Source organism: Candidatus Woesearchaeota archaeon (assembly GCA_016928155.1).
Lineage (GTDB): Archaea > Nanobdellota > Nanobdellia > Woesearchaeales > JAFGLG01 > JAFGLG01.
In genome coordinates, this window is record JAFGLG010000009.1 from 112,620 (window position 1) to 126,945 (window position 14,326).

7 protein-coding genes are annotated in these 14,326 nt (G+C 44.3%); 3 read left to right on the forward strand and 4 right to left on the reverse strand.

Translation table 11 applies throughout. From position 1 onward, the window contains the following. Window positions 1–15: 15 nt before the first annotated feature. Genes JW968_05545 through JW968_05555 form a run of 3 tightly spaced genes read right to left on the reverse strand, consistent with a single transcriptional unit; the run spans window position 16 to window position 10,171 of the window. On the reverse strand, window positions 16–759 hold the full coding sequence (locus tag JW968_05545; GenBank protein ID MBN1386407.1) for a methyltransferase domain-containing protein: 744 nt from the start codon (window positions 757–759) through the stop codon (window positions 16–18). Further along, the gene (locus JW968_05550) at window positions 756–9,917 is read right to left on the reverse strand and encodes a hypothetical protein (GenBank protein MBN1386408.1); all 9,162 of its coding nucleotides are present in this window, start codon (window positions 9,915–9,917) and stop codon (window positions 756–758) included. The genes JW968_05545 and JW968_05550 overlap by 4 nt, the downstream gene beginning before the upstream one ends. Further along, window positions 9,914–10,171: a hypothetical protein gene (locus tag JW968_05555; GenBank protein ID MBN1386409.1), complete on the reverse strand. Its 258-nt coding sequence runs from the start codon at window positions 10,169–10,171 to the stop codon at window positions 9,914–9,916. Before JW968_05555 ends, JW968_05550 begins: the two co-directional genes overlap by 4 nt. Before the next feature lie 352 nt (window positions 10,172–10,523). Here JW968_05555 and JW968_05560 point away from each other — a divergent pair, with 352 nt between their 5' ends. Beyond that, on the forward strand, window positions 10,524–11,303 hold the full coding sequence (locus tag JW968_05560) for a hypothetical protein (protein ID MBN1386410.1): 780 nt from the start codon (window positions 10,524–10,526) through the stop codon (window positions 11,301–11,303). Here the strand turns inward: JW968_05560 and JW968_05565 are convergent. Beyond that, on the reverse strand, window positions 11,300–13,426 hold the full coding sequence (locus tag JW968_05565) for an FAD-dependent oxidoreductase (GenBank protein MBN1386411.1): 2,127 nt from the start codon (window positions 13,424–13,426) through the stop codon (window positions 11,300–11,302). The two genes, JW968_05560 and JW968_05565, sit on opposite strands and share 4 nt — an antisense overlap. 98 nt (window positions 13,427–13,524) lie before the next feature. Here JW968_05565 and JW968_05570 point away from each other — a divergent pair, with 98 nt between their 5' ends. Together JW968_05570 and JW968_05575 are read left to right on the forward strand one after the other, a co-directional pair. After that, entirely contained in the window at window positions 13,525–13,827 is a 303-nt protein-coding gene (locus JW968_05570; GenBank protein MBN1386412.1) for a hypothetical protein, read from the forward strand. 224 nt (window positions 13,828–14,051) lie between these two features. Beyond that, entirely contained in the window at window positions 14,052–14,321 is a 270-nt protein-coding gene (locus JW968_05575) for a hypothetical protein (protein ID MBN1386413.1), read from the forward strand. Window positions 14,322–14,326 lie beyond the last annotated feature (5 nt).

Consider the following 14,326-nt stretch of genomic DNA (forward strand, 5'->3'; position numbering starts at 1 on the left):
TTTTTTTAATCTTCTTCATTTCCTAAGCTTCCTGCAGAAGCACAAGAAACCAGTGTGGCCAATGGCCTTGTTATCGGGTCTGACCTTCTTCCCTTTAGCCTCCCAATCACGATGGATGAGCTCGACAGTCTTGAGATACAAGAATTCCGGATGCTTATCCAGCTCATCAAGGAAAGCAGTGACCTGGGTGATGCAAGGATTATAGATAACAAGGAAAGCGCCTGGCTTAAGAGCTTTTGAAGCATTTGCGAGCGCCCTGTGAGGCTCAGGAAGATCAAACACAATGAGATCAAGATTCTTCTGCCTGATCCTTTCGTAAACATCCTGCTTGATCACCTCAATATTCTTCATCCCCATGTAATCAACATTGTGCCTGACTGTGTCCAGATGATCATCCCTGATATCACAGGTATAGACTTTCTTCACATATCTCGCAAGGAAGACAGCAAGATAGCCAGAGCCTGCCCCTGCATCCAACACTTTGGACTCCCTGCCGACAAGCGTGGTGGCCAGGATGTAGCCGGCATCCTTGAGATGGATTATCTGGGCAGTGCGCTTCATCCTGGAATAATGATCCTTGAATCCTGGATCCAAAAAGAAGAACTTCTTGCCTATATTTGACTGCAGGGTGTCGCCAACTTCTGCCCCCTTCAATTCTTCCTTCCTCAAGACACCATAAGTTGTATGAATATCCTGATCAAGGTTAGTGAAGAATTTCCTGCCATCAGGGGTCATGACGAGATTCTTTGTCTGCTTCATCTTCGCCCCTTAGACAGACCATCAAGATCCTTGAACACCCTTGACTCATGAGAGGAAGCATAATCTTCAAGCAGAGAGACAAAAAGATGCTCGGGCCAGGCAGCATTGACAAGCTGCTCCCTGATCTCAATCTTTGAGTAACCAAGTTCGAGGCAATGCTGAACATAGATATGGAGATAATCAGCAACCTCATCAAAATCATGACCAGCATGACCAGCATATCTTGGCTCTTGCTCTCCGGGGACTACCTGATTGGCATGACCATAATGCGGTTGTTCTGGTTCAGCAGGCTTTGTGTGACCATAATGCGGAGACTCAGGCACAATCGGCTTGGCATGACCATGACTTGGGGATGGTGGCCTTCCAGAATATGCAGCTGACTCTGCAACCTCAAATCCAGTATAATCCTCAGCTTCAGGAGCAGTATCATACCTGCCTCTTGAATAATAGAAAAGCAGGCCGGCAGAGACAAGCACAATAAGCATTATCAGAGACAATACAGAGTAATTCCTCTCAAGAGGGATATCAGGATTCACGACAACAGCGCCGGTTATCGGAAGATGCTGGGAATTCTCCTGGAAAATACCTGATTCTTGACTATTCTCCAAAGGACCAGCTACAAGATCATCAAAAATACCACTCAAACCAGGGTTATCCCCATCATCCTGATCTGTTTCACCCACTGTGTAGAATGTGCCTCCTGAACCTCCGGATCCTGACGAACCGCCGGAAGAACCACCAGAGGAACCACCAGAACCTGATGTACCACCTGAACCCATATCCCTGGCAAGCACGAACAGCGAACTCAGCTTAGTGTTTATGTAAACCAAATAGCCCTCATCGAAATCAATCACACTGGGATCAGAGAAGAGTACGCCTGAAGAATAAACAGGAGAGACAGTGAAAGGCATCTGGAACACCACAAGATCAGGATCATGAGACCAGAAGCCGAAATACACATCCCCGTCATAATCCATATCGAATATCTGCGCATCTACAGGCACATACCTCCTGTTAGCACCAAGACTGAGCGCTGCAGAATCCAACATCGATATGTCATAGCCCCTTGAGAAGACATCGAACGACGGATACGACGAGAGATTTATGATACCGACAGACTGGACAAGGAATGTGGTGTTTACACCAGATATCGAAAGGTAAGCCTCCTCAAAAGGCACAAGCCTCTCGACCGGTCCTGATGCATTGAATGAATATGAATCCAGAGAGTACGGGTCAAGATAGACAAAGCCCAAAACAGCGTCTGTATCGATTCCGATGCTCTGGCCGACCGAAGTCGCGAACTCCACATATGAATCAGCGACATAACCTGCACTGTCAGACACCCTGATATTGGCATAATAATGCCCGATCATATCATTGTCCGAGTATACATAATTGAATGAAGAAGATGTCAAATCCGACGCTGAATAGGAGTCAACAGACCCATCAGGCCTTATGATATCAAGATGTATACCATATGGTTTATAGAGCGCAGTTATATCAGCTTTCAGCTCGACATTCTGATGGAGCCGGACATTATCAGGCGAAGCTGTAAAGCTGGTGACAGCAAGAACACTTGGATTGACATAAAGGATCCCTCCCGGATTGCTGGTAACAGGACTGAAGCTACGTACATCTCTCCCATAAAACATCAGACCATACACCTGATTTGAGGAATCAAAGAATACAGATTCATCAAAATACATCCAATCCATCACGCCAGAGTATGTCCTGTTTGAACTGTTCAGGACATACTCTGCATCATAGACATTCTGACCAGTCAGATACCTCAGCTCATCATGGAAAACCCTCTCGAGCTTCGCACCAGCACCCCAGCTGTACACTGAAGGGAGAGACATCTGCCCTGACAATATGGTATCAGATCCGGCAGAGAAAGTGACCCGCTGCACACTCACATTATCAAGATGAATCGAATTCTGACCTTCAAACTCCAGGCTTGACAGGACAGAATCTGATATTATGTTCTGCGAACCGCTGCCTGAGACAAATGACGTATCGGCAAATCCCGCATCTGAGAGAGCCACCCTAAAACCTGTTGACAAGGAGACAATATCCTCATCAAAGATGCCCGGCTTATAACCATCCATCACCAGCCTATTCCCTTCTTCAGACACGATAGTCAGCCTGTTCAGTGAGACATTTGAGAAAGAGGCCCTTGACTGGCCGCGGACAAGAGCATTCACCTTTGTCAGGGTCGTATTATGCAACACCAGATGCGTGGAGCCTGACGACAGATCCCGAGTATGCCTGCCTGATGTGAAATCCTCAAGGCTGAGGTCATAAGCATTGTCAGAGACAAATGTTGTCCTATTGAGATATGAATCCCTGAATTCAGACCATGAGCCTCCTTCTATGAACATCAGCACATTGACAGCAGAATGCTCAAATATGACCTTGGCACCCGGCTTGATGTAGACATGACCGTTAAGATCGATCACTGTATCCTTACAATACACCTCATGGTCGATCACCCAATCTGTGAGGGGATCATAGCTGCAATGGCCCACCTGGAACCATGATGAATACGCTTTCTCACCCAGTTTCCCATAATCATACGGGACAACAACCAGGCGATAATCAGTATCAAGAGACAAGAGCGTAGTATCCCATGCATAATGGATGATGCCCTGACCAGATATCGTGCCAGTGGCATTTGCAATGAACACTTCCGGACCGCCTTCTTCCTGGTAATACAATTTCAGCAGTATCTGCGAACTGTCAGGATCATAGACACTGACCTGAACATCGATGATATCACCATAGACACCGGAGACAGGACTGATGACAGCAGCACTGGGCGGTGTGCCTGAAAGATCGATAGGCAAAGTGAGCTCTGTAGAGTTAAATCCGTCAAATGCCTCGACAAAAACATCAACATCAGAGCCGGACTGATAAGTGCATGAGAATGAAGCCTGTGTGCTGTATTCTGAAAGCTGAGAAAGCGGATCATTGATGTTGCAGTCATACCTCAAATAAACAGTGTCGAGGTCATAATCCAGAACACCGGATATTGTGTAATCATAATAATATACCGACAAATCCTTTTCGGCGATGTAAGTCAGGGTGAATCCAGGCGGGCTGTTCGATATTGACTTGACAACCTCGGCTGTCTCTGATGAGAGATTGTATATGTCATAGGCTTTTGCGGAGCACTTCATCAGATCCCCTCTCTTAAAGAAGCCCTGAGATGCATTCAGCACCGGCTGAGAAGAGACAAACTGATACACGCCCTGAGAAGTGTCATATTTATACCAGCCGAACTCCCTCCTCGGGATGTCTTCAGGATTGTCATCAGGATCAGAATAGCTGAAAGAGCAGGAAAGGTCTGAATCTGACCTTGGGGATGATGGGGTTACGGCCAGCGAGACAACAGGCCTGTGATTAACTGAAAATCGGCCGTCAACAGCATCAGAGCACCTGTTGGTGGAATCACATACCTTGATGTAATAGTCAACAGATGTCTCCTGTGTCGGCAGGACAGCATAATCACAGCTTATCAGCATATTCGGAGTGTGGCCAGCAGGATATGGAGCATAACAATATTTCATATTATTGCCGCAGCCGTCGTTATAGGATATTTCCGGATCGCTGCAGACAAAGATGTAACCTGACTCATTCACATCAGGATCAGTCCAGTTGACGCTGAATGTGACCTTGCTTCCCTCGCCGACAAACAAGGGATCGGCAGAATGATTTATTATGTGAGGCGTATGGGTCTCATTCACATATGGCGGAGGCACAGAGCCAATAATCACAGAGACATTCCTGGCTGAAGATGAGTACGGGTCTGAGGCAATTATCTCACAAGTCCAATTATCACCAACATCTGTCCATGATGAGCCCAGATAAGGCTGGTCAGGATGATCAATCCAAGTCCCGTTCTGGTACCACCTGAATGCGAGTGAGTAAGTGTCACCATCAGGATCATCAATCGAGTAGATGCAGTTCAGCTGGTCATCATCACCAGGATAGGCCGGGGATATCGAACTCTGTATCACAGGAGGCCCATTCTGCACAAGAACAGAAGCTGAAGGACGGAAGACATCATCTGCAAGATCATAAATATCCTTCACCTTCACCTCACATTTTATCCTGTCATTCCTCCTGTAGTCTGAATAATCAAGCTTATCCTGCTGCACAAGGACAAAGCTGCCATGGCTGTTGGCCTGCTTGTACCAGTTTATGCTATGGGTCTCAAAAAAGTCATCTATGCCTGCATCATGGCTGATGTAAGTGTAATTGCATGTCAGGGTCTTATCAGAGGTTATCGGAGCAGGGAGGAGTGTCACATTGACAGCAGCCGGCCTGTGGTTTATTATCAGATCCCCGAACAGGATGTTTGAGCAGTACATGTCACTGTCGCATACCATCCCATAATAATCTGTGAATGTCGCAAGCTGATCCTCGATCACATAAGGCACTGACATCATGACGCCTTCACCTGATCCTGTGATGTGATGCTGGATGATCGGCTTGTCAATGCAGCCCGTAGGCTCAATGAGGCTTGAGTTGCAGATATAAAGCCAGAAGTCTGAAGAATCCGAGTCCTCGAACTCGAAATAGAACTCTATTGCCTGACCCACATTAGACGGGAGTATCTGGGTTGAGTCAGAGTACAATGAGATAAGCCTCGGGACCTCACCTGTATAGACAGCCGGTCTTATCCTGACAGGCAAGGATGAGACAGGACTGCCAGCCACTTCCCCGTCATGGGCAAAAGCAGAGCATCTCCAGTACTCGTTCTCACTTGTCCAGCCATGCGACAAAACATTGGACGATGAGTTGATGAAATGCTCAAATGTTCCTGAATTGTTGTTCATCCAGACATACCTTACCGTGAAATTGTCACCATCAGGATCATATGAACTGTTGATATTGCAGTAGAGGTTAGCATTGTCTGCGAAATCCCTGTCTGAAGTGATATAAGCATACTGAAGCACCGGCTTATGGTTCACTGAGACCTCCTCTTTCATGAGATTGGAGCACAGCCATGAATCATCACAGACCACAAACCATACATCACTGAACCAGTCTTCACCTGATATCACGTGCTCGGCCAAAACAGGATTATCACCTGTGAAACCAGCCCTCATTATCTCGGTCTCAAGGCACCCGCTCGGATTATAATAGGTGGTGTTGCAGACATACATCCTGACCTGCTGAGAGTTGGCATCTGACCAGTAAAGCGTTGATATCATCTTCTGGCCCTCATTGAAGAAATCAGAGTTCAGGGAAACATTGATTATCTTAGGATAACCAAAAACAGCAGGACCGATCCTTATCTGCCCTGACTGCTTCCACGAGCCAAAACTATTATAGTCATAAGGCCTGACCCGGCAGTACCAGTAATCATTCTCCTGGGTATTCCCGTTTGCAAGGGTGTCATTAAGTATGGTGATATAATACTCAAACACATCTGAACCTCCCCTCTTCACATACCACTCATACTCAAAGAAGATCTGATCGCCATCCTTGTCAACGGGAGCATGCACATCACACACAATATTCTCTGTGTCCAGGGCATAATCCGGGGAGCCGGACTCGGCACTTATTGATGCAGCAGAGATCGACGGCTGATGATTGACAGAGAAATTGCCCATCTTCTGATTGGGATCGAGAGTGAGATAATCAGAGCACAGCCAATCCCCCCCGACCTTCCCGCCTGTGTCATCACAGACCATCAGCCAGTATGGAAGTGTGCCGAAATCCTCATCTTCAACCTGGTATGAGACTGTCAAGTTCTTCTCTGACTCCCACCAGGTCTCATGGAATATCTTCTGGAAACAGCCGGTCTTGTCGATAGCAGTCGAATTGCATATGTAGAGCCTGACCTCCTCATCAGGGGTCGCATCATCCCAGACAACAGTGAAATTAATTTCGTCCCCGATGTTGAGCGTAGTGAGGGGAGAGTGGCTATAAGAGACAATCCACGGCGCGTGACCGCCAGTGCCGTCATCATTCGTGATCAGGTACCAAGGAGAATAGACAGTCATGCCATTCATCGTGCCATCATCGGGAGTGACTGCGCACTGCCACATATCACCATTCAGGGTGTTGCCGTGCGTCACAATATTATGATCCGGGGCATCATAAGGATACATGACTCCGGAACGGTTCACGAACCAAGCATATGAAAGCGTGACATTCTCGCCATCGACATCAAGCAGGCTGTAATCCACAGTGCAGTTGAGGTTGGCGCTGGTCGTGAAGTTCACCTTGTCAGAAACTATAGTGACCGCGTCTATCACAGGGGCGCGATTCACCCAGAACTTATCTGACTGCACAGACGAGCATCTGCCATGATCGCAGATCCTGTAATAATAAGTGTTCTCGGCAGAATCAGAAGACCTCGTCTCATATGTGCATGATGAAGGGGATGAACCCAAGGAGGACTGGCAGTACACTGAAGCAGAGCATCCTGAAACACCAATATCAGGCGATGAGCAGACAAACAATCTCGCCTGGTCGCTGTCTGTATCAGTCCAATTCACAGTGATGGCGAGATCATCGCCCTGGTTTATCCTCTGGGATGAATTACGGGAGTTATCAGAGTGGCCGGTGATGACAGGCTCATGATTGCCGCCGATAGTCACATTCGCTGAATCCGCAAATGAATCATCGCCGAAACCATGGTTATCATAGACCTTCACTTCACAATAGATCATGTCATCCAATGCGAAGTAAGAAGGGCTGAGTGTCTCTGATGTGACTGCGAGCTTCTGCCACTCATCATTGACAAGCTTGTACCACTGGTACTGCACCAATGAAGTATCTTCCCAGTCATGATCATTTGTGTAGATGCCCTCATTGTCAGGATCATTGAATGAGTAGGCACATGACAAAGTACTGCCGATGCCGGGTGAGGACGGGATTATCTGAACAGATGAGGCAAAAGGCCTATGGTTGATATGAAGCGGAGACTTGCAGGATGAAGTTCCTGGATCACATTGCAGGGGGTTACATAATCCATAATTGTCACAGATGAAGCCCCACCACTCCACAGATTCAGGACTGCCTCCCCCTGTGAGCGCATTCAGGGTGTTCCAAGAACATGTGGCCTGGGTGCCGCTCTGCACAAAACCAGAATTACACATGAATGTACCTTCACCCTCTTCCATGCACTCATCAATCTCATCAGGACAGCCACTGTAAACCCTCAGCTCATAAGTATTCGGGGAAGGTTGGGTGTTTGGATCAGACGCAGTAACTGTGAACACGACATTATCACCTTCATCTGTCGGATCAGCGGCAGTGGATGAGTCCTCTGTCATCACAGTCTCGACCGGCGGGTTATTGACATAAAAATAACCATAACCCAGGCCTCCTGACACAGCAGCGCTCACAAATCCGCCAGTATTGTACTGCTCTCCGTTAGAGCATGAGCCATCCTCATCACAGAGCATGACATAATAATCAACCCTGTCAGACATGCCCAGCGTATCTATCTGGCAGGTTCCTGTCGGGGCCTGCATATTCTCCTGATAGCAATAACAGCCAGTATAAATGCCGGGATTGCCGGGATGGCAATTATCAAAATCCTGGGTCGGAGCCACAAGCAGCTGGACATTATCTGAATCAGAGAAAGTCACATTGATATCGACAAGAGTGCTCTCATTGACCACAGAGCCGTCAGGTACTGACTGGAGCCCGAGGAATTCCGGCTCATGGTTGACAATGAATAGGCTGGATTTCTTCACAAAGGAATTATCATTAATGGTGTCGACAGCGCTGCAAGTAACAGTATAACGACCTTCATTAAGATCATCAAGACCGGAGCAGGTTATGGAAGATTCAGGATAACCATTTGCCCCATAAGATACAGTCTTTGGACCAGCACATGGCAACATTGGATCAAGATGATTACCTGTCAGGTCAGTGACCTCGCATGTGACAGTGACAGGATTCCTTGATGGATCCCCTATCCTGAACTTTGTCTGGAAAGCATCAGTGGTTATTATCTGATTCAAGGAAGGCTTGGTGAAGTTCAGCTGGAGACCATTTACAATCGTGATTGACTTAGATTTCCAGCCGACAAGACCATACCCCCCATCAAATTCTGATGCTGTGCAATTCACAGTATATGCACCGGCTGCGAGATTCTCAAGACCTATGCAGTCAATCTGCGCGCCTGATGATGTCTCTGATATTTTCACATTTTTCCAATTGCATGCAACATCGGGCTCATCAAGCACATAGCAAGTGGCATTCATCTTCTGGTTATCATTAGCATGACTCACCACCAGTGATATGTTCATGAACCTCGCAAGGGAAACAGGCTCGATCTCAGAAATGGAAACAGAAGGCCCCTGAGCTATATCATAGTCAACGCAATGAACCCCTATCAAAACATCAGTCGGGTCATCACAGCATCTTGAATAATCATCATTAGACTTTAGGTATTCGCCGTTATCATCGCCGCAACACCCCGTACTTGTACCACTAATATACTCCCCAAATGCAGAAGTCTCACCACCAAAGACCCAAGCATCTTCATACCCGCAATATACTTCATCTTCGCAGTAATTATTACCATTATCACAGTCTACCCAAGCGCCATTATATGTACCTGGCACGCATACATCATCTGGTTTGGCACTGTTCAGGCCCCAGTTATCGACGCTAAAAAGCCCTGAGGCAGGGTCAACACATACTGGATCAGAACCGAGTTCCATATAGATACATGCTTGGGGATTAAGGCAGCATGCTGTATGGTTTATATTAGAAAGGCCATATGTCCATTCTGTGCCATCACCCTTGCAATTAGCTAATTTTGAGCAAACCAGCCTTGTGTTATACACAGGATCAGGAGAGATGTCCCAGAAATTAGTCAGATAATTTGTATTGCAGAAAAAAATCGTGTCAGATGCTGAGTGCATCTGACAAAGCCCGCCTACACCATATAGAATGCTGCACAAGCGGAATGTAGTGCCAATACAAAGATTCTGGGGCGCTTCAATATCATCTGACTCAACACACATATCCCCTTCAGTCTCGAAATAACCGATGTTGCCGCTATCCTGATACTTGCCACCATCCCAACATTCCCAACTATAATATGAAAAATTACTGCAGACCACACCAAGCACAGAAGGCACTGCAATAACTGCAATCAACAGCAAAAGAGGCAGCTTCTTCATGATCCCGCCCCCTTTATTTCCTTAACATATTTGCCCTGGGCCCTGCGCTTCTGCTGGGTCCTATGATAGACAGTCCATATCGTGCGGTCATTACGGTTGAGAAGGACTGCGATCTCGTGGAATGAGAGCTCTTTCCTGTCCTTGAGATACTCCACCATTGCCTCGAGAACAGAGATAGACCTGTCTTTGAAAACCTCAGAAGGGATGTTGACTGATACTATATTGCCTGCTTCTTTTTCTCCTGACGTTGTCACAACCTCTTTTTCTGAAAATCACAAAAATAAAAAATACTTACATTGTAAGTAGGAGGTATATCAAAAATCCGATAAAAACCGGGTTTTGGATTTCGTTGCGGGTTATTACTCACAATGTAAGTACGCAATAAAGCGATGCACAAATTCTATTACCTACAATGTGAGGTATTTTTTATAAAATTTTCGTTTTTTACTTACATTGTAGTGTATACTTAGCATACATTACTTACAATGTAAGTAAATTGAAGTTTGCTGGTTAATACTTACAATGTAAGTACAAAATGAAGTATTTTACTTACAATGTAAGTAATAATTGAAAAGATATTTAACTGAATAAAAGAAACCAGCAAAAATGGAAAATCAGGCAAAAAAGAAGTTCGAATACCACAAGAAAAAATTCGGGATTGAGGATTCTGAAGAGCTCAGGAAATTCGAAAAGCTGCTTGAGCTGACAGAATTCGACAAGCTGGAATGCTCAGTAAAACTAGAAGATGGGAAGATAAATGCGAACAGATTCCACCTCATATGCTGGAATAAGCCTGACAAGGATTTTGTAAAAATATTTTATGCAATCAGAGAGTTCCTTCAGATAAAAGGGATAAACACTGAGATAATAACAAATATGATGCCGAAGCTTGACCTTGACAGGACAGAAAAAATCGGAGTGGGGATAGATCTTAGGGAAAAAAGGGAGGAAAGCAGGGCAAAAATATGGTTCAAGATAAAGGACTGGCCTGGGAAGGTTGAAGATATAATAATAAAATACACGAAGACCAAACTTGAGCATCTTTCAGATAAGAAAAGTCTTCTATTTGGGATAGATTTCGGATTTGATGGAAAAAATTCAGTAAAGACATATGTCAAATTCAACGAGAAAGCAGCTAAAAAACATCTCTCCAGAGAAACCTTAGAATTAAGCGGATTGTCAGAAGAAATTTTAGTGACACAAAAAGATGATGAATACATAATTAATTTCTTTACAAAAGAAAGGTCAAAGATAGCAGAAAAAACAGGGAACAAATATCTCATACAACTTAATGAACAGATAGATTACCAAGACGGCGGATTCATAACATTGTCAGAGAGAGAGATTAAGCAAGGCGAGGTAAGAAATGCAACAATATATTATTAATATTTCATACCTTCTAATTTCTTCAGAGCAAGCTCGGCCCAAGCAGAAGTGATCCTGCCCTTGTCCACACAATCATAAAAGCACTTATCATGCCCATCATCAAACCAATAATAAAGAACAGGCTCACCTTTCCAACCATCAGCCCCCTTCTTCGAAATAAGCCACCCCTTTGCCCTTTCCTGACTTGCCTCGCCCACACCTAAGCAATTCAATGCCAAGACCGCAGCGGAGGTATCAATAACTGAGCCATTCCAGCTGCCATCATCCTCCTGGGTATTAAGAATAAACTTTCCGGCCTTATCAACACTATCATGGAACCCCAAATCATGGAGCAACCTGACAGCATAAAAAGTGGTGATCATAAGAGAAGGAAACCATTTGCCTCTCCAAAATCCCTTAGACTCCTGAGAGGATGCCACAAAAGCTGCACAAGCCTTAATCTCTGATGAAAAATTATCAGGGGATATCTTGTTAAGAAGATAGCCAATATGCGCAGTTGCATCAATTGAAGGACCTTTCCAGTAAGGCGCCCTGCCTTTCTGTGTGGTAAGAAAAGCTCCGTGCTCAACATTGTAAAATAATTCCTTAAGCCTCTGTAAGCTGTACTTCAAAAAAGCCTTATCTTCACCGAACTCATACAAGCCTTCAATAACCAAAGCACTATCCTCGGCAGTGACACCAACTCCATGCTGGTACTCCCACAAACCATCTTTAGAGATATATATCAAATAATCTCTAAGAGAAGCATCATGATTGGCCTTAAGAATGAGCCCATAAAAAGCTATGTCGCCTTCCTCCTTTGTGCAACGATAGACCGGCTTGTCTGCCATATCAAACACAGAAGCTCTCACCAGATAATCTGACCTAAACTTGGAGCATACATCTTCCCTCTCAAGATACCTCCTGACACCCCTGCCAGATATCTTACCAGCATTGAGGGCTGCCCTCATGCCATAAGGCATCATGGAATCAACATCAATGTATTCCCCAGAAATGAAAATCCTTTCAGAAGGCCTCTTCACCTTACCTATATCCTCTTTCATCCTCAAAAAACTCTCATCAATCACGGGGCCCACAAAAGGCCAATAATGCACATCAGAAAAAACCAGCACTTCTCTCCCTACAGGACCTATATTCAACTTGGAAAGGCAATCCGACGATGTCTCTGTCAGCTTATCCTCAGATAAACATCTCACACCCTCACATTTCTCACCAGCAAAATACACAAGAAACAAAGTATGGTCAGCTTTCCTCTGCTGCATCACAGTACTTGAAGCAAGATCAGGGGTGACAATGTAAGAAAAATCCTTGAAATCCACGTCCTTAAAACAAAGAGCGACAACAATGCCTGAGCCATATCCCAATGATGCAAGCAGTGAATCAGGAGGTTTATATCCCACCAGATCTGCTGCAATAGGGGCAGGAACTGTGATTATGACCGCCTTTGCGAAAATGGATCTCACTAAACCATCGTTATCAAAAATCACCTGGACATTGCCCCCAAATTCCTGGACCAAAAGGACATCAGCTGAAAAATGAATCCTATCCTTCAATACATCCATAAAACCATCAATCACTATTGAATTCCCAGCCACACAGTAAGGTGATGAGAAATTGACAAAGGCATCACCCTGCCTGATAGGCAGATATTCTCTGATATCACCTGGGTGGATGACCTGAAAAAAGGAATTCAAAATCTTGTACAAATTATTAGGAAGATTGCCTGCAGATATCTTGCCAGACCTGAAATCATCAATTATTCTCATATCCTCTGGATCTAAACCAATACCCCTTAAACAACCCAAGACAGAATCACTGAAAAAAACAGACCCTTTATGCAATATTCCAATATCCTTTGAGGATGGCAACACCTTACATTTCATATCAAAAGGCACCCACCTCTTATCAAAAGCAAAAACAGAACCCAAATCATAATAAATCCCATGCTGTGAGCGAGTCAATATCCTGCCACCTGGGACCAGGGCCTTCTCAAGAACAAGAATCTCTTTGTCCTTCAACTCAAAAGCGGCATTCAAACCAGAAAGACCTGCGCCGATAATAACCACATCATAGACCCTGCCTGGATCAATCTGACTTGAACATAGAGCATTATTGATTTTCATCCCCCAACCATAAGTATAAATCAATATTTATTAAGATTACTGGCTTATATCATTCCAAATCCAATAACCTATATAAAGGCCAGAAGAGTGACAATATCATGGATGAGTGGCAAGAAAAAATTGAATTCCACAAGAAGATCTTCAAGATAGAGCCAAATAAAATACTGGAACAATTTGAAGACCTGATGAGATCATCAAAAGCTCTTAATTTAGAATGCTCATACAAGATTGGGGAAAAAATCCATGCAACAAGGCTCATTGCATTATGTCAAGATGTCAACAGACAAAACCCCCAAGTAATATTTGATACATATTTCAACTACATAAACAAATTATCGGAATCCGGAGCAAAAATCAACCTTAGCCTTATAAAGGGCATATTTGGAAAAATATCGACCTAAACAAGATACATAAGGTTTTCTTAGGAATAGATTTAAAAGAAGAACTAAAAGAAAGCAGAGTGTAACTATATTTCAAGATATACAATTGGCCAGAAAAAATAAGCAAATTAATTGAAATATCACAATTCCGGGAAGTTTACACACATAAAGAGCTATTATTTGGGATAGATTTCAAATTTGACGGCACAACAAAACTAAAAGTATATCCTGATCTAAGCAATGAAGTGATACTAAACATAGTCAGAAACAGGATAGGCCGAATACCAGAAGAGATAGAAAGCCTGATGAATCAGAAAATGCATATAACCCCAAGAGATGGAGATATGATACTGGCTTTTAAGACAGACAATACCCTTGAATTAGCAAAAAAATTAGGGAATCAAAAACTCATGGAAATGCAAGAAAAAAACTGTTCAAAATATAAACAAGTGATAATCGGATTCAAATTGAAAGAAATAAAAGAAAAAAACAGAGAATATGCTGTGTATTATTGATCAAA